Source organism: Pseudomonas sp. JV414 (genome assembly GCF_032424305.1).
Classification (GTDB): Bacteria; Pseudomonadota; Gammaproteobacteria; order Pseudomonadales; family Pseudomonadaceae; genus Aquipseudomonas; species Aquipseudomonas lini.
Map to the genome: position 1 here is coordinate 212,207 of NZ_VYKC01000004.1, position 25,133 is coordinate 237,339.

General features: G+C 59.3%; 25 protein-coding genes. 6 read left to right on the forward strand and 19 right to left on the reverse strand.

Features of this window, described 5'->3' with window-relative positions; all coding sequences use genetic code 11:
• The first annotated feature begins 1 nt into the window (after window position 1).
• The 3 genes from ngg (at window position 2) to F6R97_RS08115 (ending at window position 3,571) form a co-directional block, all read left to right on the forward strand.
• Window positions 2–1,750 carry an N-acetylglutaminylglutamine synthetase gene (gene ngg / locus F6R97_RS08105; protein ID WP_315866375.1) on the forward strand — a complete coding sequence of 583 codons (1,749 nt, stop codon included), beginning with the start codon at window positions 2–4 and terminating at the stop codon, window positions 1,748–1,750.
• A 236-nt stretch (window positions 1,751–1,986) separates the two neighbouring features.
• A complete protein-coding gene (locus F6R97_RS08110; protein WP_048395858.1) occupies window positions 1,987–3,177 on the forward strand; it encodes an osmoprotectant NAGGN system M42 family peptidase in 1,191 nt (396 codons plus the stop codon).
• 166 nt (window positions 3,178–3,343) lie between these two features.
• A complete protein-coding gene (locus tag F6R97_RS08115; protein ID WP_003199186.1) occupies window positions 3,344–3,571 on the forward strand; it encodes a YheU family protein in 228 nt (75 codons plus the stop codon).
• A gap of 5 nt (window positions 3,572–3,576) precedes the next feature.
• On the opposite strand, the gene csrA is transcribed toward F6R97_RS08115, so the two are convergent.
• The 3 genes from csrA to F6R97_RS08130 all read right to left on the reverse strand — a co-directional run bounded on the left by csrA (window position 3,577) and on the right by F6R97_RS08130 (window position 5,128).
• Window positions 3,577–3,762 carry a carbon storage regulator CsrA gene (gene csrA / locus F6R97_RS08120; protein WP_030132007.1) on the reverse strand — a complete coding sequence of 62 codons (186 nt, stop codon included), beginning with the start codon at window positions 3,760–3,762 and terminating at the stop codon, window positions 3,577–3,579.
• A 153-nt stretch (window positions 3,763–3,915) separates the two neighbouring features.
• Window positions 3,916–4,248, reverse strand: a complete 333-nt coding sequence (locus F6R97_RS08125) for a YnfA family protein (protein WP_048395854.1) — start codon at window positions 4,246–4,248, stop codon at window positions 3,916–3,918.
• A gap of 64 nt (window positions 4,249–4,312) precedes the next feature.
• Window positions 4,313–5,128 (reverse strand): SDR family oxidoreductase, encoded by an 816-nt coding sequence (locus F6R97_RS08130; RefSeq protein WP_315866376.1) that lies wholly within the window; start codon window positions 5,126–5,128, stop codon window positions 4,313–4,315.
• Between the two features lie 292 nt (window positions 5,129–5,420).
• Here F6R97_RS08130 and F6R97_RS08135 point away from each other — a divergent pair, with 292 nt between their 5' ends.
• Entirely contained in the window at window positions 5,421–5,573 is a 153-nt protein-coding gene (locus F6R97_RS08135) for a DUF3309 family protein (RefSeq protein ID WP_008012020.1), read from the forward strand.
• Window positions 5,574–5,695: 122 nt separating this feature from the next.
• Here the strand turns inward: F6R97_RS08135 and F6R97_RS08140 are convergent, their stop codons facing one another.
• The 10 genes from F6R97_RS08140 to F6R97_RS08185 form a co-directional block, all read right to left on the reverse strand.
• On the reverse strand, window positions 5,696–7,792 hold the full coding sequence (locus F6R97_RS08140; protein WP_038982134.1) for an LTA synthase family protein: 2,097 nt from the start codon (window positions 7,790–7,792) through the stop codon (window positions 5,696–5,698).
• Between the two features lie 429 nt (window positions 7,793–8,221).
• Window positions 8,222–8,824 (reverse strand): START domain-containing protein, encoded by a 603-nt coding sequence (locus tag F6R97_RS08145; RefSeq protein WP_315866377.1) that lies wholly within the window; start codon window positions 8,822–8,824, stop codon window positions 8,222–8,224.
• Between the two features lie 41 nt (window positions 8,825–8,865).
• A complete protein-coding gene (locus F6R97_RS08150; protein WP_019582607.1) occupies window positions 8,866–9,120 on the reverse strand; it encodes a YkgJ family cysteine cluster protein in 255 nt (84 codons plus the stop codon).
• Between the two features lie 158 nt (window positions 9,121–9,278).
• Window positions 9,279–9,746, reverse strand: a complete 468-nt coding sequence (locus F6R97_RS08155) for a hypothetical protein (RefSeq protein WP_038982132.1) — start codon at window positions 9,744–9,746, stop codon at window positions 9,279–9,281.
• 87 nt (window positions 9,747–9,833) lie between these two features.
• Window positions 9,834–11,273, reverse strand: a complete 1,440-nt coding sequence (locus F6R97_RS08160) for a PLP-dependent aminotransferase family protein (protein ID WP_007903895.1) — start codon at window positions 11,271–11,273, stop codon at window positions 9,834–9,836.
• A 271-nt stretch (window positions 11,274–11,544) separates the two neighbouring features.
• Entirely contained in the window at window positions 11,545–12,357 is an 813-nt protein-coding gene (locus F6R97_RS08165) for an OmpA family protein (RefSeq protein WP_038982131.1), read from the reverse strand.
• Window positions 12,354–12,710: a DUF4398 domain-containing protein gene (locus F6R97_RS08170; protein WP_038982130.1), complete on the reverse strand. Its 357-nt coding sequence runs from the start codon at window positions 12,708–12,710 to the stop codon at window positions 12,354–12,356. Before F6R97_RS08170 ends, F6R97_RS08165 begins: the two co-directional genes overlap by 4 nt.
• A 9-nt stretch (window positions 12,711–12,719) precedes the next feature.
• Window positions 12,720–13,556 carry a substrate-binding periplasmic protein gene (locus F6R97_RS08175; protein WP_048395848.1) on the reverse strand — a complete coding sequence of 279 codons (837 nt, stop codon included), beginning with the start codon at window positions 13,554–13,556 and terminating at the stop codon, window positions 12,720–12,722.
• Window positions 13,557–13,641: 85 nt separating this feature from the next.
• A complete protein-coding gene (locus F6R97_RS08180; protein ID WP_038982128.1) occupies window positions 13,642–14,571 on the reverse strand; it encodes an electron transfer flavoprotein subunit alpha/FixB family protein in 930 nt (309 codons plus the stop codon).
• A 2-nt stretch (window positions 14,572–14,573) separates the two neighbouring features.
• Window positions 14,574–15,323 (reverse strand): electron transfer flavoprotein subunit beta/FixA family protein, encoded by a 750-nt coding sequence (locus tag F6R97_RS08185; protein ID WP_003226982.1) that lies wholly within the window; start codon window positions 15,321–15,323, stop codon window positions 14,574–14,576.
• A gap of 547 nt (window positions 15,324–15,870) precedes the next feature.
• Between F6R97_RS08185 and F6R97_RS08190 the strand changes: the two genes are divergently transcribed.
• A complete protein-coding gene (locus F6R97_RS08190) occupies window positions 15,871–17,535 on the forward strand; it encodes an electron transfer flavoprotein-ubiquinone oxidoreductase (RefSeq protein WP_007903905.1) in 1,665 nt (554 codons plus the stop codon).
• 186 nt (window positions 17,536–17,721) lie between these two features.
• Here F6R97_RS08190 and F6R97_RS08195 read toward each other — a convergent pair whose 3' ends face one another.
• Complete coding sequence (locus tag F6R97_RS08195; RefSeq protein WP_048395845.1) at window positions 17,722–18,612, reverse strand: AraC family transcriptional regulator; 891 nt, start codon at window positions 18,610–18,612, stop codon at window positions 17,722–17,724.
• Between the two features lie 207 nt (window positions 18,613–18,819).
• Here F6R97_RS08195 and F6R97_RS08200 point away from each other — a divergent pair, with 207 nt between their 5' ends.
• Complete coding sequence (locus tag F6R97_RS08200) at window positions 18,820–19,872, forward strand: NAD(P)-dependent alcohol dehydrogenase (protein ID WP_048395843.1); 1,053 nt, start codon at window positions 18,820–18,822, stop codon at window positions 19,870–19,872.
• Here the strand turns inward: F6R97_RS08200 and F6R97_RS08205 are convergent, their stop codons facing one another.
• The 5 genes from F6R97_RS08205 to F6R97_RS08225 form a co-directional block, all read right to left on the reverse strand.
• Window positions 19,873–20,676, reverse strand: coding sequence for an IclR family transcriptional regulator (locus tag F6R97_RS08205; RefSeq protein WP_038982125.1), 804 nt, complete (start codon window positions 20,674–20,676; stop codon window positions 19,873–19,875).
• 60 nt (window positions 20,677–20,736) lie between these two features.
• Window positions 20,737–22,047 (reverse strand): MFS transporter, encoded by a 1,311-nt coding sequence (locus F6R97_RS08210; RefSeq protein WP_315866378.1) that lies wholly within the window; start codon window positions 22,045–22,047, stop codon window positions 20,737–20,739.
• 170 nt (window positions 22,048–22,217) lie between these two features.
• A complete protein-coding gene (gene dgoD / locus F6R97_RS08215; RefSeq protein ID WP_007903915.1) occupies window positions 22,218–23,366 on the reverse strand; it encodes a galactonate dehydratase in 1,149 nt (382 codons plus the stop codon).
• A 64-nt stretch (window positions 23,367–23,430) separates the two neighbouring features.
• On the reverse strand, window positions 23,431–24,051 hold the full coding sequence (locus tag F6R97_RS08220) for a 2-dehydro-3-deoxy-6-phosphogalactonate aldolase (RefSeq protein ID WP_315866379.1): 621 nt from the start codon (window positions 24,049–24,051) through the stop codon (window positions 23,431–23,433).
• Window positions 24,052–24,070: 19 nt separating this feature from the next.
• Window positions 24,071–25,063: a 2-dehydro-3-deoxygalactonokinase gene (locus F6R97_RS08225; RefSeq protein WP_050682917.1), complete on the reverse strand. Its 993-nt coding sequence runs from the start codon at window positions 25,061–25,063 to the stop codon at window positions 24,071–24,073.
• Window positions 25,064–25,133 lie beyond the last annotated feature (70 nt).

The following is a 25,133-nucleotide window of genomic DNA, read 5'->3' on the forward strand; positions in this document are numbered from 1 at the left end:
GATGAAACCTCACGCTACGGCTTATAGCCAACGCTTGTTGCGCGGTCAGGCGCCCTCCTACGAACGCTTGCAGGCGCGCCTGGCCGAAGACGGCAGTGAATTGGGCGCCGCGCCAATCGCGGTGCATTGCGGCTGGGGCCGGTTGCTGATCGGCCATACCTTTCCCGATGCCGCGAGCCTTGCCCTAGAGCTGCTCAATGAGCAGCCCGGTGAGCGGGACATCGCCTTGTACGTTGCCGCGCCCCAGCAAGTGCTGGGGCTGGAGCCGGCCCAACTGTTCCTCGACCCTTCCGACACCTTGCGCCTGTGGTTCAGCGATTATCGTCAGTCCACCCGGGTGTTTCGCGGTTTTCGCATCCGTCGGGCGCAAAGCGAAGCGGACTGGCAGGCCGTCAATCAGCTGTATCAGGCGCGCGGCATGCTGCCGATTGATGCGAGTTTGCTGACGCCTCATCACCAAGGCGGCCCGGTTTACTGGCTGGCCGAAGATGAGGACAGCGGCGCGATCATCGGCAGCGTCATGGGCCTGAATCATCACAAGGCCTTCAACGACCCGGAAAATGGCAGCAGCCTGTGGTGCCTGGCGGTGGATCCGCAATGTTCCCGCCCAGGCGTCGGTGAAGTGCTGGTGCGGCACTTGATCGAACACTTCATGAGCCGTGGCCTGAGTTACCTGGACCTGTCTGTGCTGCACAACAACCGTCAGGCGAAAAGCCTTTACGCCAAGCTCGGTTTTCGCAACTTGTCGACCTTCGCCATCAAGCGCAAAAACGGCATCAACCAGCCGTTGTTTCTCGGCCCCGGCCCGGAAGCGGAGTTCAATCCGTATGCGCGAATCATCGTTGAGGAGGCTCATCGGCGCGGCATTGATGTGCAGGTGGATGACGCGCAAGCCGGTCTGTTCACCCTGATTCACGGCGGTCGTCGGGTACGTTGCCGCGAATCCCTGAGCGATCTGACCAGCGCCATCAGCATGACGTTGTGTCAGGACAAAAGCCTGACCCACAAGGTGCTGAAAAACGCCGGTCTAAAACTGCCCGCCCAACAACTGGCGGGGAGCGCGGACGACAACCTGGCATTTCTCGACGAGCACGAACGGGTGGTGGTCAAACCGCTGGACGGTGAACAGGGCCAAGGGGTGGCGGTGGATTTACGCACCATCGAAGAGGTTCAGCAGGCCATCGAAAACGCCCGCGCATTCGACAATCGAGTGCTGCTGGAAAGTTTTCACGAAGGCCTCGACTTGCGAGTTCTGGTGATCGGCTTCGAAGTGGTCGCGGCCGCCATTCGCCGGCCGGCGGAAGTGGTGGGCGATGGTCAGCATTCCATTGGTGCGCTGATCGAAGCCCAGAGCCGTCGCCGTCAGGCGGCGACCAGCGGTGAAAGCAAAATCCCGCAAGACCATGAGACCCAGCGCACCTTGCAGGCGGCGGGTTATGACTACAGCAGCATTCTGCCGGCGGGTGAACATCTGTTCGTACGGCGCACGGCGAATCTTCATACCGGCGGCATTCTTGAAGATGTCACGGCGATTCTGCATCCGACCTTGGTGGACGCGGCCGTGCGCGCGGCGCGGGCGCTGGATATTCCGATGGTCGGGCTCGACCTGATGGTGCCGGCCGCTGACCAGCCGGAGTATGTGTTTATCGAAGCCAATGAGCGCGCCGGGCTGGCCAACCATGAACCGCAGCCGACGGCCGAGCGGTTTGTGGATTTGTTGTTTCCGCATAGTCAGCCGGCGGTTTCATAAAGGTGTGTCGCCTGAACTGACGCCATCGCGGGCAAGCCCGCTCCCACAGGGTACGCGGTCAACTGTGGGAGCGTGGCTTGCCCGCGATGGCGGCGGAACAGACACCAAAGATTCTTCCCATTCATGATCATTCCCACGCTCCCGCGTGGGAATGACTCCTCGGACGCAGAGCGTCCCTGGCTGCATTCCCACGCGGAGCGTGGGAACGATCAGCTCTCACTTCATCAGGAGTTTCCATGACCAGCAAAATTCCCGAACCGGACCTCAATTACCTGCAAAAAGTCCTGCTGGAAATGCTCGCCATTCCCAGCCCCACCGGGTTCACCGATACCATCGTGCGTTACGTCGCCGAGCGTCTCGAAGAGTTGGGCATTCCCTTTGAGATGACTCGTCGCGGCACCATCCGCGCCACCCTCAAGGGCAAGAAAAACAGCCCGGACCGCGCGGTCTCCGCTCACCTGGACACCATTGGCGCAGCGGTTCGCGCAATCAAGGACAACGGTCGCCTGACCCTGGCGCCGGTCGGTTGCTGGTCCAGCCGTTTTGCCGAGGGCAGCCGCGTCAGTCTGTTCACCGACAACGGTGTGATCCGCGGCAGCGTGTTGCCGCTGATGGCTTCCGGGCACGCGTTCAATACTGCCGTGGATGAAATGCCGATCAGCTGGGATCACATCGAGTTGCGCCTGGACGCATACTGCGCGACCCGCGCCGATTGCGATTCGCTGGGGATCAGCGTCGGTGATTTCGTCGCCTTCGACCCGTTGCCGGAGTTCACCGAAAGCGGCCACATCAGCGCCCGCCACCTCGATGACAAGGCCGGCGTTGCCGCCCTGCTGGCGGCGCTGAAAGCGATTGTCGACAGCGGCGAAGAGTTGATGATCGACTGCCATCCGCTGTTCACCATCACCGAAGAAACCGGCAGCGGTGCGGCGGCGGCCTTGCCTTGGGATGTCAGCGAATTCGTCGGCATCGACATCGCGCCGGTCGCGCCCGGCCAGCATTCCAGCGAACACGCGGTGAGTGTGGCAATGCAGGATTCTGGCGGGCCTTATGACTATCACCTGTCGCGCCATCTACTGCGCCTGGCCAGCGACAACGAACTGCCGGCGCGCCGTGACTTGTTCCGCTATTACTTCAGCGATGCGCATTCGGCCGTCACGGCGGGCCACGACATTCGCACCGCCCTGCTGGCCTTCGGTTGCGATGCCACCCACGGTTACGAGCGCACCCACATCGACAGCCTCGCCGCCCTCAGCCGCCTGCTCGGCGCCTACATCCTCAGCCCGCCGGTGTTCGCCAGCGATGCACAACCGGCCAAGGGATCGCTGGACCGGTTCAGTCACCAGATCGAACACGAGACGCAGATGGAGAGCGATACGCGGGTGCCGTCGGTCGATAGCCTCGTCGGACAGCGCACAGATAGCTGAAGCGAACGCAAAATTGTAGGAGCTGCCGCAGGCTGCGATCTTTTGATCTTGATCTGCAGCGATGCATCTGGCGCAAAGATCAAAAGATCGCAGCCTTCGGCAGCTCCTACTGGTGATGCGTTCATAACCGCCGTAGCATCGCGCCATTGTCTAGCCGAGGTGCCTTATGCTGATCCCCCACGACCAACTTGAAGTCGACACCCTGACCCGCCTGATCGAGGATTTCGTGACCCGCGACGGCACGGACAACGGCGATGACACACCGCTGGAAACCCGCGTCTTGCGTGTTCGCCAGGCATTGACCAAGGGACAGGCGCTGATCGTCTTCGATCCGGAAAGCGAGCAATGCCAGTTGATGCTCAAGCACGACGTGCCCAAGCATCTGTTCGACTGAGGCCCTTAACGAGCTTTGGCTTTGGCCTGTTTGATCTGGATGCGCTCATAGACTTCGGCGCGATGTACGTTGACCTGCTGTGGCGCTTCAACACCGAAGCGCACGCTGCTTCCGTTAACGGCGAGAACCCGCACGGTGATGTTGTCACCAATGGAAATCAACTCGCCCACAACGCGACTGAGTACAAGCATGGCATTCATCCTTCAGGGTTTCCGGCCCTTGAAGATGCCCGGCGCGTAGCGGGTGTTCAATGCAACGGCAGCAAAACAGTCTCGCCCTACAGCGCAGGATGCTTCGCCCTGACGGACCCATCCGACAAACCGGTTGAATGAAGGACCGATCCTTCAGGAAGCGGAGAGACGCGGGCCGAACAAGATGACCGTGGCGCCGATCACACACAGCGCCACACCAATCCAGTCCGAGCCCAGTGGACGAATCCGCTCGACCACCGCCAGCCAGCCAATCGACGCAATGATGTAGATGCCCCCGTAGGCGGCATAGGCGCGGCCGGCATAGCTCGCTTCGACCCGGGTCAGCAGCACCGCGAACAAGATCAGGCTGAGCAACGCCGGGATAATCCACCAAGCGCTTCTACCCTGGCGCAACCACATCCAGAAGGCGAAGCAGCCGGCGATTTCGAACAGCGCGGCGAGGAAAAACCACAGGTAATTGATCATGCAGGTGTCTCGTGAGGATGGCCGGTTGCGGCCACCCTAACGACGGTATTGCGCACGGGCAAGTTCAGCCTGCGGATTGTTTGGCCTTGGCGCGCATTTTGTCGGCCATCACGGTCATTTCGTTGTAGAGCACTTGCGGGTCTTTTTGCTTGATCGCCCAGGCCATGCGGCCCTGTTCGTGAGGCAGAATCAAGAATTCGCCGGCGGCGACCTGCTGATAGATGTAATCGGCAATGTCAGCGGCGGTGATCGGCGAACTTTCCAGCAACTTGCCGACCTGGGCTTTCATGGCCGGGGTCGGGCCGCGGAAGGAGTCCAACAAGTTGGTCTGGAAAAACGACGGGCAAACGACATGCACGCTGACTTCCTCGTGGGCCAGTTCGATCAACAGACTCTCGGACAAAGCCACCACACCCGCCTTGGCCACGTTGTAGTTGCTCATGGCCGGACCTTGCATCAGTGCCGCCATCGAGGCGATGTTGATGATCTTGCCTTTGCTTTTCTCCAGCAGCGGCAGGAAGGCCTTGCAGCCCTTGACCACGCCCATCAGGTTGATCGCGATCTGCCAGTCCCAATCCTCCAGCGACAGTTCACTGAAGAACCCGCCCGAGGCCACGCCGGCGTTGTTGACGATGACGTCGATGCCGCCGAACTTCTCTTCACAGGCTTGGGCAAAAGCCGTCAGCTGGCTGTAGTCGCGCACATCGCAACGCTGGATGAAACCGTCACCGCCGGCTTCGCGAACCAGTTTCAGGGTTTCTTGCAAACCGGGTTCACTGACATCCGACAAGGCCAGCTGCCAGCCTTCACGCGCCCAGCGCAGCGCGATTTCGCGACCCAGGCCTGAGCCCGCGCCAGTGATCATCATGCGATTTTGCATAGCAAACAGCCTTGTTGTTCCGGGGAAGATGCACCGAGTGTAGCGAAGGATAATGCGCAACCCACGCTCCATCAGATTGCTGAATGGCCAGCAATGAACCACGGCGCGGTCTGGTTGTTTCAACTTTGAGACGCAGTAAAAGAAATAAACATACTTTCCAAATACATTAAAAAAACCTGGAATTTTTCTTCATATCCATGAGTCGGATTTTGTAAGCAGCTAGGATTAATACAAGTCCAGCTGATGGCTAAACCCTAGGTCAATCCACAACGCTTCCAACAAGGAAACAGACATGGGCACAATTCTTATCGTTATTCTTATCCTGTTGTTGATAGGTGGCTTGCCGGTCTTCCCGCACTCCAGAAGTTGGGGTTACGGCCCGTCCGGTATCATCGGCGTAGTGTTGGTGGTGCTGTTGATCCTGCTGCTACTTGGCAAGATATAAAGGTTTTGCCGGCAAAAAAAAGAGGCCCTGCGAAGGGCCTCTTTTCGTATGCGCCAGCGGTCGGTGATCCGACTTACTGGCGAAGGCACCCTTAAGGACGCCTTCGCCGGCAAGCCTGGCTCCTACAGGTCCGGCTTGCCGTCAACCACACCGGCGGTGTTATCGATCAGGCTTTTTGAGGCCGTCTGGATGAACGACTCGAGCTTCTGCTTGAGCGCCGCTTCGTCCGCCGAAGCCGGGATCACTTCACCTTTCGGGTTGGCGCCCAGTTCATATCGATACAACTTCGGCGGCATCTCTTTGGGCAGTACCAGCACGCGATCCGCAGTGAGCAACGCCACCGTCTGATCGCTGCCCGACGGTTTGATCATGCCAAAGCCCTTGTCGCCTTCCGGCAGGTTCAGCAAGTCGCGACCCCAGCATTGATGAACCACATCGCCACCGACACGGCCCATGATGGTCGGCACGATATCGATCTGAGTGCCCACGGTGTGGTCGACCTGACCGAATTTTTCCTGCACGCCCGGCCCGATCAACAGCATTGGAACGTTGAAGCGACCCAGGTCCATTTGGGTAATTTGCTGTTCATTGCCAAAACCGTGATCGCCGACAACCACGAACAGGGTTTCCTTGAAGTACGGCTCTTTGCGGGCCTGTTCGAAGAATTGACCCAACGCCCAGTCGGAGTAGCGCATGGCGGTCAAGTGCTCGTTAAGGCTGCCGCGATCGGTCACAGGCGCAACCGGCAATGGCGTCGGCAAAGCATACGGCGTGTGGTTGGACAGCGTTTGCAGCAAGGCATAGAACGGCTTTTTGTCCTTGCCGTCGCGGGCCTTCAATTCTTCCAGGCCACGGTTGAACATGTCCTGGTCGGACACGCCCCAGGTCGGATCGGAGAACACCGGGTTGACGAAGTCATTACGCCCGATGAAATTGGTCATGCCCTGGTTGCTGAAGAAGCCCGACTGGTTGTCCCAGGCGAAGTCGCCGTTGTAGACGTATACATCGTCGTAGTCACGGGCACTGAGCAACTGCGGCAGGCCGGACAGTTTGTGGCTGCCTTCAGGCGTCTGCATCAGGTATTCGAAACCCGGCAAGTTCGGGAAGCAGGCCATGGTGGCGAACATGCCCTGATGGGTATGGGTGCCGTTGGAGAAGAAACGGTCGAACAACAGGCCTTCTTTCGACAGTTTGTCGAAGTACGGCGTGATTTCACCCGGACGCCCCAGAGCGCCCACCGAGTGACCGGCGAAGCTTTCCATCAGGATCACCACGACGTTCTTGATCGGCAGTGTCTTGTTGGTATCGGGGCTGTAGGTGCGACGCACCGCAGCGGTCTCGGGATCGACCAGCTTGTCGCTCGGGGTCAGCAACATATCGCGCACGGTTTGCTGGGCCACAGGCTGTGGCAGTGTGGCCTTCCAGACATTGTCGCGATGTTCGGACAACCGGCTCTTCGCCGCCGCGACCAGCGACAGCGTGCCATTGAGGCCCAACTGGTTGGCGAAATTGGAGTCGGTGGTGTAAACGTCACCCCAACGCATTGGCGGCCCCTGACGCAGGGTGCCACGAGCGGCGACCACGCAGACCAGCAGACAGACCACGAACACGATGCCACGCGCATACCACGGAGCGACCTGCCGCGTACTAATGCTGCCTCCGCTGAACGGCCCGCGAGGACGCGTGGCGCGGTCGGCGCCCTTGAACGCGAGGGTCAGAATCAACGTGCCCACGGCCCAGGCCAACAGGTAGCGAACCACCGGAAAACCGTACCAGAGCATGCTCATCACGGTTTTCGGGTCTTCTTTCACGTACTGGAAGACCAGGCCGTTGAGGCGCTGGTGGAACTCGCGGTAAAAGTCCATCTCCATCAGGCCGAGGAACAGCGCGATACTCGAGACAACGGTCAGCCACAGCCGAAAGAACCCGCGGGCAGCCATGGCCCGGGCGCTGAACAATGCCAGCAGCAGCGGGATGCAGAGGTAAACCACCAGACGCAAATCGAAACGCAGGCCGTTGGCGAACGCTTCCAGAAAGGTCGAAGCCGGTGTGTCGAGGATCATCGAGCTGTTGTAGACCAACAGCGCTACGCGCAGCAGGCTGAACATGACCATCATGACCAAGGCACACAACAGTGTGTAGGCCAGATGCGATTTGACGGTCGGTTGCAGCAGGCGACTAGAAGCTCGCTGCTGACTCAGGGCGTCCGGGTTTGCCATGTCGTTTTAGGACCCATTGGAAGTTGAAGTTTCAAAAATACAGCGGCGCCTTGCCTGATGCTGGTCGGTTAATCTGTGGGAGCGGGCTTGCGTTTAACTGACCGGCATTAAGTACCTTGCCCTCTGTTGGCCATCCTCGGCCCCGGGGCTTGCGCGATGCGCAAATGTTGCACGATCAACCGCGCCATTACCATTGATTACTGACCGGCAGACCCCGACGGTCGCTTGTAGCGTTCTGGGACAAGAGACCTGGCGCAAAGTTGCGGAGGCGGACTGGTTGGGCGCGGGTGAATTGTCTTGGAGGCTTTGTGAAAATTTCGTTCAACGCATATCCAGAAACAAAATATAGCCCCGCCCTTGGTAAAAAAACGCAAACGCCCCGACCAAATCGGGGCGTTGTCGAACAGGCCATATCAAAAGAGTACGCGGTTACTTCTCGGCGCGTTCTTTCAGGGCTTTTAGGGTATTGAACGGCGCGTCGACCACGAACTTGTTGGCCAACCACGACGGCACGCTGCCGCCGGGTTCGGTATGGGCCTGATAAGTCACTTCGACTTGATCGCCTTTAGGCACGAGCTTCCAGAAACCTTTGACCTGGGCGACCCGTACAAAACCTTTTTCTTCCGGAAGGTACTTCGGCTGCCCTTCCAGCTCGCGGGTCAGGCTGCCATCGGCGCCTTCAGCAGTGGTGACATGCAACACGGAGTCGCGAGGAGTGACCGGCCAAGGGGTATTGAACTGGGTGTAGGTCCAGCTCTGGTTACCTTCATGCTTGAGCAGCTTCTGGGTATTGCATTCGTGGATCCAGGCGCAGGCGCCCGGCACGTCTTCCTGCAATGCACGCAGTTTGGCCATGGTAGTCTTCATGACGGTCACGCCACGGTAAGCCTTGTATTGGGAACCGGCCACTTCACTCAAGGACACTTTGATGCCGTCTTCTTCCTTGGCGGTTTTCCATTCTTCGGCCTGGGCCGTGGAGGCCAGTAAAACCGTCAAACCACACAGCACAGCCATACGATGCAGCGAACCCATTGTCTTATTCCTTATTGTTGAAGTTCCGTTCGTTGAATACATCACGCGGCCGTCATTTGCTCCCACCAGCCCAGCAACTTGATCGCTTCATCGCTGCTGCTGCCGCAGACCTCGACATCGGCTTCAAATGCCGAACACACCGCAGGACGTTCCGGCTTGCCGAAAATGCTGCACAGGTTATCGGCAGACAGCTGCACACAACGCTCTCCGGCAGCTTTGCCATTGGGCATTCCGGGAATCGGCGAACTGATGGAAGGGGCAATACAACAGGCGCCACAGCCTTCACGGCATCTCATGACGACAAGCTCCTCGCGACGGGTAAAGGGACGGGGCACAGAGTAACGGCTAAAACGACTGTTTAAAATTACCTGAGCCCGGGTTTTTTCGCTCAAACGAACGTGACTGAGCAGTCTCCGACAAAGCGTCTGGTCCGCGGGTCACGAATGGGAGGGATTTACTGCTTGAACTCGAATTCCAGCGCCGCGCCTTCAACTTCCCGACGCTCTTCATTGCGCAGTTGCAGCTGCATTTCGTTGCTGAGCAGACGACCGTTGAGCTGGAACGGGCTGCTCTTGTCACCGAACATTTGCGGCAACAGCGCATCGCGTCGGGGTAACGCTACCGTGCCGACCGGCTTCAGTTCTTCGACCATGTCCTTGGGCAGGCTCAAGTCGAGATTTGCCGAAGGGAGCTTGGTTTTCACGACTTCACTGGCCGGTTTCGACTTGGAAGCAATGGGGGAACGCTTTTTGACCGCTGCAGCCTTCTTTTTGACCGGCGCAGCCTTTTTGACCGGTGCCGTTTTTTTTGCGGTTGCGTTGGCTGTCGGTTTTTCCTGAACGGAAGCCGCCATGACGCCTTCCGCGTGACAGGTCATTAACAGGCAGATCAACAACCAGGCGGCAGGAAAAATCGGCTTCATGGACCCAACGGCGTGAACGGCAGAAGGCTATATGCTCGCCTGTTGGAGACGACAAGACAAGCGGGCAGTTCAGAACTGCCCAGCCGCTCAAAAACCGCTCGCCGTCTCCTGGCAAAGTTGCGTCGCCAGCAACCCCAATGTCATCAACGCACGCTCGGCCTCGCGGTTCCAGGGGATGCCACAGTTCAGGCGAATGCAGTGATTGAACTGCTCGGTGTTACTGAAAATCAGCCCCGGCGCAATGCTGATGCCCTGCTGCAACGCACGCACATGCAGCTCCTGCGTGTTGACCCGCCCCGGCAGGCTGACCCACAGAATGAAGCCGCCGGTGGGCCGGGTCATCTGCGTGCCTTCCGGGAAGTACTGCTGCACCGCCAGCTGAAAAGCGCTGAGGTTTTTGCGGTACTCCTGACGGATGTAACGCAAATGCCGGTCGTAACCGCCGTTCTCCAGATAGGCCGCGATGCCCATTTGCGTGACGCTGCAGGCCGAATGGGTGCTGAAGGTCTGCAAGCGCTGGATTTCCTGCTGGTACTTGCCGGCAATCATCCAGCCGATGCGCACACCGGGCGACAGGGTTTTGGAGAAGCTGGAGCAATAGATCACCCGATCCAGCCGGTCATAGGCCTTGAGCGATTTGGTGCGGCCCTGCTCGAACATCAGTTCGCCGTAAATATCGTCTTCGACGACCTGGATATCGAAATCCGAGGCCAGGCGCAGCAATTGTTTCTGCCGCTCTTCGGGCATGGTGCCGCCCAGGGGATTGCTCAAACGCGTAGTCAGCACCAACGCCTTGATCGACCACTGGTTGGCCGCCAGTTGCAGGGCTTCGAGGCTCATGCCGGTGGCTGGATCACTGGGGATCTCGATAACTTTCAGCCCCAGCAGGTCGGCCAGTTGCAGCAAACCGTAATAGGTCGGCGACTCGGCCGCGATCAGATCGCCCGGCCGGGTCAACACGCGCAGAGACATCTGCAGCGCATCGACGCAGCCGTGGGTGATCACCACTTCCGATGGATCGACCACCACGCCGGCATCGCGCATGCGGATCGCCACTTGCCGACGCAACGGCTCGAAACCGGGGCTGAACATGTAGCTGAACGCCCGCGGGCTATGGAACCGGGTAACTTTGGCCAGTTGCTGATGCAACGCCCGCACCGGCAGATAGTCGACGCTCGGTACAGCTGCGCCCAACGGAAAGACGCCTTCGCGGCGGGATTCGACCAGGACTTGCTGAATGATGCTGCTGCGGGTGACGAGGCCAGGTCGCTCAACCCGGGCGATATCCGGGGTTGGCGCCGTGAGCGCTGGCGTCTGGTGCACGTAGTAACCGGATTGCGGTCGGGCACGGATCAGCCCCTGATCTTCAAGGTTGGCGTAGGCCTGCAACACCGTTGCATGGCTGACGTTGAGCTGCGAGCTCATCTTGCGCACCGAAGGCACGCGCTCCCCGGGTTGATAGACACCGCGGCGGATGTCTTCGGCCAGTTGCTGAGCAATTCGTTGATAGAGCAAGAGATTGGTCATGACGCAGCACTCGATTTCACGGGCATTTTATTCTTGTGTGAAACAATACCGGAACAGTTTAGAAGTGTACTGGGACAGTTGTCACAATAGTCGACCGTACAGTGCATTGTCAGCAAAAACTGTACTGTTTTCAGGAAGAGTATTGGCTGATTGGCAGGCACAAAAAAACCCGGCACTGCTGACAGGCCGGGTTGTAGGAGCTGCTGCGATCTTTCCAGGGCCCACTTGAGTATCAAGAGCAAGATCAAAAGATCGCAGGCTCCGCCAGCTCCTACCTGGCGGCGCCGAGCTGGCCTTTTTCGTCGGAGAACACAATTTCCACCCGACGGTTCTGCGCACGCCCGCGCTCGGAAGCGTTCACGTCCACCGGGTATTCATCGCCGTAGCCTTCGACTTTGATACGTTTGTCGTCGATGCCCAGGTCCATCAGCACGTCAGCCACCGATTGCGCACGGTCGCGGGACAGTTTGAGGTTTTCCTGTTTACCGCCAGTGCTGTCGGTATAGCCCTCGATCCGCACCACGCGCTTGGGGTTGAGCTGCAAGAACTGGACGATCTTCAGCACCACGCGGTTTGCAGAGCTTTTCAGCTCTGCTTCACCGGTATCGAACAGCACATCGCCCAGTGTCATCACCAGACCACGGTCGGTTTGGGTGGTCGCCAGCGCTACAATTTGTTCTTCGAGCCACTTGCCCTGTTGCTGCACGCTGAGCAACTTGGACTCACGCAGGGCCAATTGCAGGCGCTGACGCTCGAGCTCGAGCTTCGCAGCGCGTTCTTCGTTGAGCACTTGATTAGTGTGTTCCCGGGCGATTTCGCTGTAGCGCCGGCTCAGGTAGGCGTAATGCACGACGTCCGAACCGCTGCCCCAGTAGCTGGACAGACGATCGGCGCGGGCCAGCGACTCGCCGGCACGGATCACGTCTTTGGGCGCAATGCGCAGCACGTTGGAGTCTTCCTTGACCTTCTGAAAGTCGGTGCCGGCCTGCTGCAATACGGCTTCGCTGTGTTGACCGGCGCAGCCATAAAGGCTTGCGCAGCCAGCCAGGATCAAGCCGCCGAGTGCTTTGGTCTTGAGGCTCATTGGGCATCTCCCAGTTGCTTGCGCAGGCGAGTGATGCGGGTATTGAGCACGTTCAACTGTTCCTCGCTCTTGAGGGTCAGAACCCGGGCCTCGGCCAGGCGCGCGTCCAGCTCGGCCTGCTCGGCCCGCATGCGCGCATTCTTGAAGGACTGGTCGGCCATGTTGCCCTTGGCACGCTTGAACTTGTCTTCAGCCAGTTTCAGCTCCGGCACTTCGTCGGTGGTAGCACCCACGGCCTTGGCTTGTTCGAGGGCCTGTTCGGTCAGGCGTATTTGTTCATTCGGCGCCGGATCGGCTGCACAACCCGCCAGAGCCAGAACGGCCAGGGCAGCGAAAAGAGGTCGAATACTCACTAAAAATCCCTACTGTTTTGGGGTACTGACAGGTTGTGGCTGCGGTTGTGAGCGTTGCGCTTTCCAACGCTCGATATTGCGCAGCAGCGCAGCTTCCGTCAGTCCGGACGCGGGCAATTCTGTCATCTTTTTGGCCAGCTGTCCGCGCAACCAAGGATCGTTGCAGGCAGAGTTATGGGAAACCGCGAGATACAGGCCAGGTTTGTCGATGGGGTGTGGGTGGGCCATCAAGTCATTGGCCATCCCCAGCGTTTGCACCAGGGCCATGCCCGAGTAGCGTCCGGCGAGGACAAATTCCACCTCATTCAGCAGCAACTTCTGGAAGGCCTGGGTCAGATTGGGCGTGCGCAACAGGGTCAATTGCTGCTCGGCAAAAGTATCAAATGAGGGGGTTATTCGAGCCTTTTCCGACAAGGCGCCGGGATGACCGCGAAGGTCCTGCGCTTCGTTGTAGACCAGTAACGAGTCGTTGCGGGTCCAGACCAGATAATCGTTTTCCAGCAGCGGTGGGTGGATGTAATCCAGATTTTCCAGCTCACTGACCATCAATGGCGCATCGGCCAGCATGTCCATGCGCCCGCTGCGCACTTCGTCCAGGGCCTGGGAGCGTTTGCCGGCGTAAAGCAGCTCGACCTTGATGCCCAACTCCCCCGCCACGTGCTGCAGCAGGTCGGCGCTGGCGCCAACCAGATGTTTGGGGTTTTGCGGGTCTTGCCACAGGTACGGCGGCGCGTCCGGGCTGCCGGTCACCACCAGGCGCTCGCATTTGCCCGCGGCGATGGACAGCCCCGGCAACAGCGTCAGCCCCAGCAGTAATGACCAGCCACACACGCGGCGTAAATCCATGGTGAAACACTCCACTCAAACCCTACAGAAGAACAAAAAAAAGCCCGACCAAAAGGTCGGGCTCTTTATAAGTCAAGCTGCCGGATTAGACCAGCTTCTCGAACTCGGGGATAGCTTCGAACAGGTCTGCCACCAGGCCATAATCGGCCACCTGGAAGATCGGCGCTTCTTCGTCCTTGTTGATCGCAACGATCACTTTGGAGTCTTTCATGCCGGCCAGGTGCTGGATCGCGCCGGAAATACCGACGGCGATGTACAGCTGAGGCGCGACGATCTTGCCGGTCTGACCGACCTGCATGTCGTTGGGTACAAAACCTGCGTCGACCGCGGCGCGGGAAGCACCGACGGCAGCGCCCAGCTTGTCGGCCAGGGCGTACAGGTGTTTGAAGTTGTCGCCGTTCTGCATGCCGCGACCGCCGGAAACGACGATTTTGGCAGCGGTCAGTTCCGGACGATCGGACTTGGCCAGTTCTTCGCCAACGAAGCTCGAAGTGCCAGCGTCGTGAGCAGCCGCAACGGCTTCAACGGCAGCCGAACCACCTTCAGCAGCCACCGGGTCGAAACCGGTGGCACGCACGGTGATCACTTTGACCGCAGCGTTGGACTGTACGGTAGCAATGGCGTTACCGGCGTAGATCGGGCGCTTGAAGGTATCAGCGCTTTCGACCGAGATGATCTCGGAGATCTGGTCAACGTCCAGGCTCGCGGCAACGCGCGGCAGGATGTTTTTGCCGTTGGAAGTGGCGGCGGCCAGGATGTGGCTGTAGCCCTTGCCCAACTCTGCAACCAGTGGAGCAACGTTTTCCGGCAGCTGATGCGCGTAAGCAGCATTGTCAGCAGACAGGACTTTTGCCACGCCAGCGATTTTCGCAGCGGCTTCAGCCACGGCGCCAGCGCCCTGGCCTGCAACCAGAACGTGGATATCACCACCGATTTTGGCGGCAGCCGCCACAGTGTTCAGCGTGGCCGGGGCCAGCACTTTGTTGTCGTGTTCAGCGATTACCAAGATAGTCATGATTAGATTACCTTCGCTTCGTTTTTCAGTTTCTCGACCAGTTCAGCCACCGACTTGACCTTGATACCCGCGCTGCGTGCAGCCGGCGCTTCGACTTTCAGGGTCTTGTTGGTGGAGGCGGTGGAAACGCCCAAAGCGTCCGGAGTCAGCACTTCGAGAGGCTTCTTCTTGGCTTTCATGATGTTTGGCAGAGACGCATAACGCGGCTCGTTCAAACGCAGGTCGGTGGTGACGATGGCCGGCAGTTTCAGGGAAACTGTCTGCGCGCCGCCGTCGATTTCACGGGTCACGGCAACGCTGTCGCCGGACACTTCGACTTTCGAAGCGAAGGTACCCTGACCGTAGCCGCTCAGTGCAGCGAGCATCTGGCCAGTCTGGTTGTTGTCGCTATCGATGGCTTGTTTGCCGAGGATCACCAGCTGAGGCTGTTCCTTGTCGACAACAGCTTTCAACAGTTTGGCAACGGCCAGGGAAGTCAGATCTTCAGCGGATTCGACGAGGATGGCGCGGTCGGCACCCAGAGCCAGCGCGGTGCGCAGTTGCTCTTGAGCGGTGGACGGGCCGATGGAGACGACGACGATTTCAGTCGCAACGCCTTTCTCTTTCAGACGTACGGCTTCTTCCACTGCGATTTCGCAGAACGGGTTCATCGACATCTTGACGTTAGCGAGGTCGACGCCGGAATTGTCCGCCTTGACACGAACCTTGACGTTGTAATCCACAACGCGTTTGACAGCTACAAGAACCTTCATGGATTCCTCGTTACTCTCCGGTGAAAAGAAAGTCGCCTAGGCGAACCTGGCGGTTGATGCTCATCGGCGCAAGGGCACCTCTAAAAACGCTGGCAGGTGTATCGGGTGAACTCTGCTCACGAGGCTGATAACCGTTCGTCAGTGGTGACCGACAAGTCATTCATAATCGCGGCGTGTAAACTGCGCATAAAACCTGCGCGACGCATCACCTTGTACTGCCATCGCCCTGTCTTTAGAGGTGCTCTTGAAACCAACAGTCAGCCTACGGCGAGCGCAAAACCGACCGTATCTTGACCGGAACGCCTATTCCGGTCAATACGGCAAAATAGCCGTTCATAAGCCGCGTGACTTTGATTTCTCTGGCTTTGAGCCCATTCAAACAAACGTTTGTATTGGACGCTAGGAGTGGTGTAGATATAATGCGCCACCTAGAGAGAAAGGTGGTTCATCGATTGTCCTCTCCCCTGCATTGTGGGGGAATTCATGGATGCGACACCAAACCTCCAATTAGAAAAAAAACTGTTGAGCCTTGAGTAGGAGATAGCCTGTGGAACGCGAATACATGGAATTCGACGTGGTCATCGTCGGTGCCGGCCCCGCTGGTCTTTCCGCCGCCTGCCGCTTGAAGCAGAAGGCCGCCGAAGCCGGTAAGGAAATCAGCGTCTGCGTGGTCGAAAAAGGCTCCGAAGTCGGCGCTCACATCCTGTCTGGTGCCGTGTTCGAACCACGCGCCCTGAACGAATTGTTCCCGGACTGGAAAGAACTCGGCGCACCGCTGAATACGCCAGTCACACGCGATGACATCTTCGTTCTGAAAAACGCCGACAGCGCGCAGAAGATTCCTGACCTCTTTGTGCCCAAGACCATGCACAACGAAGGCAACTACATCATCTCCCTGGGCAATCTGTGCCGCTGGCTGGCTCAGCAGGCAGAGAACCTGGGCGTGGAAATCTACCCGGGCTTCGCTGCCCAGGAAGCACTGTTCGACGAGAACGGCGTGGTTCGCGGGATCATCACCGGCGATCTGGGCGTTGACCGCGAAGGCAATCCGAAAGAAGGTCTGTACACCCCGGGCATGGAACTGCGTGCCAAGTACACGCTGTTCGCCGAAGGTTGCCGCGGCCATATCGGCAAGCAGCTGATCAAGCGCTTCAACCTCGACAGCGAAGCCGACGCCCAGCATTACGGCATCGGCCTGAAAGAAATCTGGGAAATCGACCCGGCCAAGCACCAGCCAGGCCTGGTGGTCCACACCGCCGGTTGGCCGCTGGATATCATGGGCACCGAGAACACTGGCGGCTCGTTCCTCTATCACCTGGAAAACAACCAGGTGGTGGTCGGCCTGATCGTCGATCTTTCCTACAGCAACACCTTCCTGTCGCCGTTCGACGAGTTCCAGCGCCTCAAGCATCACCCGGTGCTCAAGCAATACCTGGAAGGCGGCAAGCGCATCAGCTACGGCGCACGTGCTATCTCCAAAGGCGGCCTGAACTCGCTGCCGAAAATGGTCTTCAAGGGCGGCGCGTTGATCGGTTGCGACCTCGGCACGTTGAACTTCGCCAAGATCAAAGGCAGCCACACCGCGATGAAGTCCGGCATGCTCGCCGCTGACGCCGTGGCCGACGCGCTGTTTGCTGAAAAGGACGGCACCGAAGAACTGACCACTTACGTCGACGCCTTCAAGAAGAGCTGGCTCTATGACGAACTGTTCGCCAGCCGCAACTTCGGCCCGGCGATTCACAAGTTCGGCGCCATCGTCGGCGGCGGCTTCAACTGGCTCGACCAGAACATCTTCGGCGGCAAACTGCCGTTCACCCTGCACGACACCAAGCCGGATTACGCTTGCCTGAAACTGGCGGCCGACTGCAAGAAGATCGACTACCCGAAACCGGACGGCAAGATCAGCTTCGACAAACTCAGCTCGGTGTTCATCTCGGGTACCAACCACGAAGAAGAGCAGCCTTGCCACTTGAAGCTGGCCGACGCGAGCATTCCGATCGCCAAGAACCTGCCGATGTACGATGAACCTGCCCAGCGTTACTGCCCGGCCGGCGTGTATGAAGTGGTGACCCAGGAAGACGGCGAGAAGCGCTTCCAGATCAACGCCCAGAACTGCGTTCACTGCAAGACCTGCGACATCAAGGACCCTGCACAGAACATCACCTGGGTGGCGCCGGAAGGCTCTGGCGGCCCGACTTACCCGAACATGTAAGTCGAATCGCTGAACAACAAAGGCTCCCGAAATGGGGGCCTTTTTGTTGCCCGAAATTCAAGCGTCAACACAAAACCAATGTGGGAGCGGGCTTGCTCGCGAAGGCGGTTTATCATCCAACATTGATCTCGACTGATACACCGCTTTCGCGAGCAAGCCCGCTCCCACAAGGGGATTCGAGGTGTATCAAGCAGCCCGCTCATCCCCGGGATTACGTTCAAAGTAGCGCTTGTACTCGCGGCTGAACTGCGACGTGCTCTGATACCCCACTCGATGCGCCACCTGGGCCACGCCCAAGCCTTCGCCCAGTAACAACTGCTGAGCCCTGAGCAAGCGCAAACGCTTCAAATACTGCACCGGCGACAACAAGGTGCAGCGTTTGAAATGCTCATGAAACGTCGACGCGCTCATGTTCGCGCAACTGGCCAGGGTCTCGACGTTCAGCGGCTCAGTGTAATGCGCATGCAGATGACTCAGCGACGCCGCGATCCGCGCGAACTGACCCTGTTGTTCCACCAGCGCTCGCAACACATCGGCTTGCGGTCCCCGCAACGCCACGAACAATAATTCACGCAAACGCGCCGGGCCCATGATCTGGCATTCCAGCGGATCGTGCAGGCAGCGCAACAACCGTTCCACACAACCGCGCATGGCATCGTCGAGGACTGCCGAGGTCATGGACTCGGGCGTCTGTGCGGGAACCGTGCGCCCCGGCGACAGCCCCATGGCCAATACCAACTCACCGAGCATTACCCGGTCAATGGCGATGGACACGCCTAGCATCGGGCCATCTGGCGCCGAAAACGTCTCGCATTCGAAGGGTACCGGCAACGCCTGAATCAGGTAATGCCCAGTGCCATATTCGAGAATACGCGGGCCCAGATGCGCCAACTTGCCGCCCTGGGCGATGATGACCAGGCTTGGCTCGTAGATTTGCGGGCCGCGGGAAACATCGCAACTGGCCCGCATAAGCTGCACGCCCGACAACGCGGTAGGCGCAAAGCCATCGCGGTTGATCAGCGGCTGGATCAACGAAACCAGGGTGGCATTGGCGTCGAGATGACGGGTCAACAACATAGGGGAGCTCTTCACAAAAGAAGTCACAAAAAAGTCGCGAAAAAAGGGATGAAAACATCATCGCAGGTCTGAACGCCAATGCGACCAATCAACGGTGTAAGCCGGAGGATTAGGCATGACACCCGGAGGAATCGCCATGGCCGGTAACCCGTGCGGCGCCCAGAATTGCTCGCCTCACTGGTCACTGCTTTTTTTAAGAGGTTCACCATGTACACCGCCATCGGATACGCCGCTCAGTCACCCTCCACTCCCCTCGCCCCGATGAAATTCGAACGCCGCAGCCCACGGGCCGACGATGTTGCGATCGACATTCTCTACTGCGGCGTCTGCCATTCCGACATCCATCAGGCACGCAACGAGTGGGGCATTGCAGTTTACCCACTGATGCCCGGCCATGAGATCGTCGGAAAAGTAACCGCCGTCGGTGCGAATGTTACCCAACACAAAGTCGGCGATCTGGTCGGCGTCGGCTGCATGGTTGACTCGTGCCGTCACTGCGAAGCCTGCCAAGCGGATCTGGAGCAATACTGCCTCGAAGGTCCGACCTTGACCTACGCCACCCCGGACCGGGTCGATGGCAGCAACACCATGGGCGGATACTCCGACAGCATCGTGGTCAGCGAGCACTTTGTCGTGCGTATCCCGGAGAAACTCGACCCGGCCAGCGCCGCGCCGATTCTGTGCGCCGGCATCACCACCTACTCGCCGCTCAAGCACTACGGGGTCAAGGCCGGCGACAAGGTCGGGATTCTCGGCATGGGTGGCCTCGGCCACATGGGCATCAAGTTCGCCAAGGCGATGGGCGCTGAAGTGACGTTGTTCACCCGCTCGGCGAGCAAGGCTGAAGAAGGTCGTCGTCAAGGCGCAGACCACGTGATCGTGTCCACCGACGCAGAACAGATGAAAGCCGCCGCAGGACATTTCGACTTCCTGCTGGACACCATTCCGGTGCAGCACGACCTCAATCCCTACCTCGATACGCTGCGTTTCGACGGCGTACACATTCTGGTGGGCTTGATTGAACCGATCGATCCACCGGTTCACGCCGCCAAACTGGTATTGGGTCGTCGCGTGTTGGCCGGCTCGCTGATCGGCGGCATCGCCGAAACCCAGGAAGTGCTGGATTTCTGCGCCGAGCACGGCATCACCTGCGACATCGAAATGCTCGACATCCGCCAGATCAACGAGGCTTACACCCGCATGATTGCCGGTGACGTGAAGTACCGCTTCGTGATCGATATGGCGACGCTGAAAGTCTGATCAGACTTTCGCGCCGAGTTCAGCAGAAAGCCGGGCTGTGACCCCTTTGATCAGGGGAATCAGCTCGGCCATTTTTTCCAATGGCATGTACGGCACGGTGCTGGCGATGCTGATACCGGCGACGATGCGCTTGCTGGCATCGCGGATCGGCGCTGCCACGCAGCGGATCGACGGTTCGTTGTCTTCCAGATCGAACGCGTACCCGCCGGCCACGTACTCGATCATGCGCTGCTGAAACTGCTCCCAGGATTGCTCCGGGTGCTGCGGCCAGAACTGATTTTTCCCACCCACCGGCAAGCTGATTTCGTACAGCCGTTGCCATTCTTCCTGCGTGTCATCGAGCATCAGCGCCTTACCGATCCCGGTACGCGCCAATGGCATGCGATGACCGACTCGCGAACGCATTTCCGGACCGTTGCGCCCGGGATTCTTGTGCAGGTACAGCACCTCGTCGCCCTCACGAATCGCCAAGTGAATGGTGTCGCCGGTCAACGCCGACAACTCATCCAGATACGGCCCCGCCAGCGTCACCAGTGGCAACTCTTCACGAGCCTGAAAACCCAGCTCGATCAGTTTCGGCCCCAGCAGATAACCGACTTGCGGCACCACCCGCAGGTAACGCTCGTCCACCAGGCAACTGGCCAGACGATGAGTGGTGCTGCGCGTCGTGCCGATCAGCCGGGCGATTTCCTTGAGATCGCGGGCGCCACTGGCCACGGCCTGAACCACACCCAGGCCACGAAGCAATGTCTGGGTGCCAGTCGGCGCGGCGTCCTTGGCGATTTTTGGGGCGTCTTCCTGCATATCCAGCCTTTACCGTTGGGCGAGTGAACGGGCGGCATTATGGTCGCCCGATGGCCGCGACTACAACTTGATACGCTCGACCTTGCCCACCAGCAACACGTAGGAAAGCGCACCCAACAACGCCAGAACCGAGATATAGGTAATCGCCGGGGCAAACGAATCACCGGAAGCGAGAAAACCGATGACGATGGGCGTGGTAATCGCCGCCAGGTTACCGATGAAATTGAACACCCCACCGGTCAATCCAAGCAAGCGCGCCGGGGCCAGGGTCGACACCAGCGACCAAGTGATCGAAGCCAGACCGTTGCCGAAAAAGGCCAATGCGAGGAAGGCAATCACCAGCGGCGTCGACTCGACGAAGTTGGCACCAATGATCGAGGTGGAAATCAGCAGGCCGCCAATGATCGGCAACTTGCGGGCGAAACCCACCGTGTAGCCGCGACGGATCAAAAAGTCCGAGAAGAACCCCGAACACAGCACGCCGACGAAGGCTGCCAGAAACGGTAGCGACGCCAGCAAGCCAGACTTGATGAAGTCCATGCCGCGATATTTCACCAGGTAGGTCGGGAACCACGTCAGAAAAAACCACAGGGTCGAGTTGAGGCAAAACTGACCGAGGTAGATACCCCAGAGTTTGCGTTTGGTCAGAACGATGCCGAGATCGGTCCAGCTGAATTTCGCCTTGGACTTCGCGGTTTCAGCCTGGATATCCACCAGCCCGCCGCCTTCGCGGATCAGCTCGATTTCAGCGTCATTGGCACCCTTGAAATCCCGCGGCTCGCGATACACCGCGTACCAGATCACCGCCCAGATAATGCCCACCACGCCGGTGCTGACAAACACCATGTGCCAGCCATATTGGTGTTGCAGCCAGGCAAGTACGGGCGTGAGAAACGCCAGGCCGACGAACTGCCCGGAGGTGTAGAAACCGATGGCCGTGGCGCGTTCACGCTCAGGGAACCAGGTCGTCACCACGCGGCTGTTGATCGGATACGCCGGTGCTTCCAGCGCACCAACGGCCATGCGTAGCACGAACAGCGCGATGAAGCTGGCAGCGAAACCGAGCATCACCGTGGCCACCGACCACAGCAGCAATGCGACGCTATAGAGGATGCGCGGCGGCACCCGGTCCACCAGCCAGCCGCCAGGGATTTGCATGGCGGCGTAAGTCCAGCCGAAGGCGGAAAAGATCAGCCCGACATGGATCGGATCGATGCCCAGATCGCTGGTCAGCGCCGGGGCGGCAATGGACAGATTACTGCGGTCCAGGTAGTTGATCACCACGGTGATGAACAGCAGGACCATGATGAAAAACCGCTTGCGGCTCGGCGTCACCAACGACGCCTGCCCGGTGAGGGTTTGCGGTTGCATGGGGGTGCCTCTTCTTATGTTTATTGAGGTCAATTTGAAGACTTGCGCTGTTCCCTGTGGGAGCGGGCTTGCCCGCGATGGCGGCAGCACATTCGGCATTAATGTGACTGACAGGACGCTATCGCGGGCAAGCCCGCTCCCACAGGGATTTGTGTTGACTCAGGAGGGACTCACCACTCAGCAAAGCTGCCATCGGCATGGCGCCAGATCGGGTTGCGCCAGCGGTGGCCGACGGCGGCGCGTTCGATCACGTATTCCTCGTTGATCTCGATGCCCAGGCCAGGACCGTTAGGGATTTTCACGAAGCCCTTGTCGTAGTCGAACACCCGCGGATCCTTCACATAATCGAGCAGGTCATTGCTCTCGTTGTAATGGATGCCCAGGCTCTGCTCCTGGATAAACGCGTTGTAGCAAACCGCGTCCAGTTGCAGGCACGCCGCCAGGGCAATCGGGCCCAACGGGCAATGCAGCGCCAGTGCCACGTCGTAGGCTTCAGCCATGTTGGCGATCTTGCGGGTTTCGGTGATGCCGCCCGCGTGGGAGGCATCCGGCTGGATGATGTCGACGTAGCCTTCGCTGAGCACCCGCTTGAAGTCCCAACGCGAGAACAACCGCTCGCCGAGGGCGATCGGCGTGCTGGTCAGCGGCGCCAGTTCTTTCAGCGCTTCGTAGTTTTCGCTGAGCACTGGCTCTTCGATGAACATCAGTTTGTACGGGTCGAGTTCCTTCATCAGCACCTTGGCCATGGGCTTGTGTACCCGACCATGGAAGTCCACGCCGATGCCGACATTCGGGCCGACCGCATCGCGTACGGCGGCGACGTTGGCCAAGGCCAGGTCGACCTTCTCGAAGGAATCGAGGAATTGCAGTTCTTCGGTGCCGTTCATTTTTACCGCCGTGAAACCACGGCTGACCGCTTCTTTCGCAGCGCGAGCGGTGTCCGCTGGGCGATCACCACCGATCCACGAATAAACGCGAATCTTGTCCCGCACCTGGCCACCCAACAGATCGCTGACCGACACACCCAGCGCCTTGCCCTTGATGTCCCACAACGCCTGGTCGATGCCGGCCAGGGCGCTCATGTGGATCGCGCCGCCACGGTAGAAGCCGCCACGGTAGAGCACGGTCCAGATGTCTTCGATGTTGCGTGGGTCTTTGCCGATCAGGTAGTCGGACAATTCCTCAACCGCAGCAGCGACGGTGTGCGCGCGGCCTTCGACCACGGGCTCACCCCAACCGGTCACGCCCTCGTCGGTTTCAACCTTGAGGAAGCACCAGCGCGGCGGAACGATGAAGGTAGTGAGTTTGGTGATTTTCATCTCTCGTACTCTCTTTTTATTAATGCAGCTCTTATAGATGTAGCGCTCACAGCGCCAAAAAGTCTTAACGCAAAGCATTCCAGGCAGCGACATACGCCTTGGCGCGCACCGCTACTTCGTCAGCCGTCATGCCCGGTTTGAACAACCCGGACCCGAGACCGAAACCTTTGACGCCGGCCTCGACAAACACCTGCATGTTGTCCGGCGTAATCCCGCCCACCGGTACCAGCACCGTCCCTGCCGGCAACACCGCCAGCCAGGCTTTCACAACGGCAGGGCCCATTTGTTCGGCCGGGAACATCTTCAGCACATCCGCCCCTTCGGCCAGCGCCGCAAAGGCTTCGGTCGGCGTCGCCACACCCGGCGACAGGAACAGCCCCGCCGCTTTCGCCGCACGCAACACCTTGGCATCGCTGTGAGGCATGACGATCACCTGGCCGCCCGCCGCTTTCACGTGCTCGACCTGTTCCGGCGTCAACACCGTGCCCGCACCGATCAGGCAATCGGCGGGTAAGGTACTGCGCAGGATGCGGATACTTTCGTACGGTCCGGGGGAATTAAGCGGCACTTCGATGACACGAAATCCGGCCGAGTACAGGACTTCGCCGACGGCTGCCGCTTCTTGCGGACGCAGGCCACGCAGGATCGCGATCAGACCGTTTTGTGCCAGTGCTTGCTTGAGCATGTCAGACCTCCAGTCAGGTTTAACGGGATGGGGGTGTCGTGATCAGTCCGGCGGCGACCGCCAACTGCCACAACCCGCGTTCGGTGGCTTGTTCGGCCAGGGTCACCCGGGCAAAACCGCAAGCGTCGAGCGCCCGGCTGTAGCGGGCGCAGAGTTGGGCGTTTCCGATGAGGATGATCGAGGGCAGGTGCACGCTGTTGCGCCGGCGCCGCTGAACATTGGCCAGGGCCGACAGTTCATGGCCGATCAATAGACCGGACAGATAGTCCGGCTGAGCGACGGCGCTGAGTTCACCGGTCAGCCCCAGGCTGCGGGCACTGAACAACGTCGACAGCGGTCCGATCTCGCCGTCCGCCGACAGGGCCACCCGCACGCCACGATCAAACGCTTCGCCATCGAAGGACGCGCCGCGCTGCTGAGTGCGCCCCAGAATGCTGTGTTCACTGAGGACGGCGAAGACTTCGCCGGTCATGAAAGTATCGAAATGCACGATGCAACCGTCGGCCACTTCCACCCATTTCGAATGGCTGCCCGGCAAGCCGATCAACAGATCGTTACCCGCCCCGCTCGGCAGATTCTGCAACACGCCGAGGACTTGGGTTTCCTCGCCACGCATCACGTTCGGCAAGCGCGAACGCTGAATCACGCCCGGCACGATGTGCACATCGACCCCGCGAAGACTGCGAACGGTTTGTAGGGAAGTTCCGAGATTGGCGACGTTCGCCGGCGTGTCGCAGTAGGCCGCTTCGCGCCAGCCCTGAGCACTGCCGACCATGCCGCAAGCAATCACCGGCAAATCGGGCTGTGCGTCAAGCCAGTCACCGCACGCCTCATCGAAGGCCAATTCAAAACCGTCGGCGCATTCCTGGCCGGCGATGATTCGCGGCGTCTTGGGCAGCTGCATGATCCCGGACGACAGCGAGCGCTGTTCCAGCACCTGGCCACCGAAGCCGAGTTTGTAAGCACGTAGTGAGGTTGTCCCCCAATCGAGCGCGATCAATTGCGCCAGCATCGCTTCACCTGTTTTGTTTTTTGGCAGTGAGTGAGCTGGACTATAGACCTTTCAAAAGGTAAATCTCAAT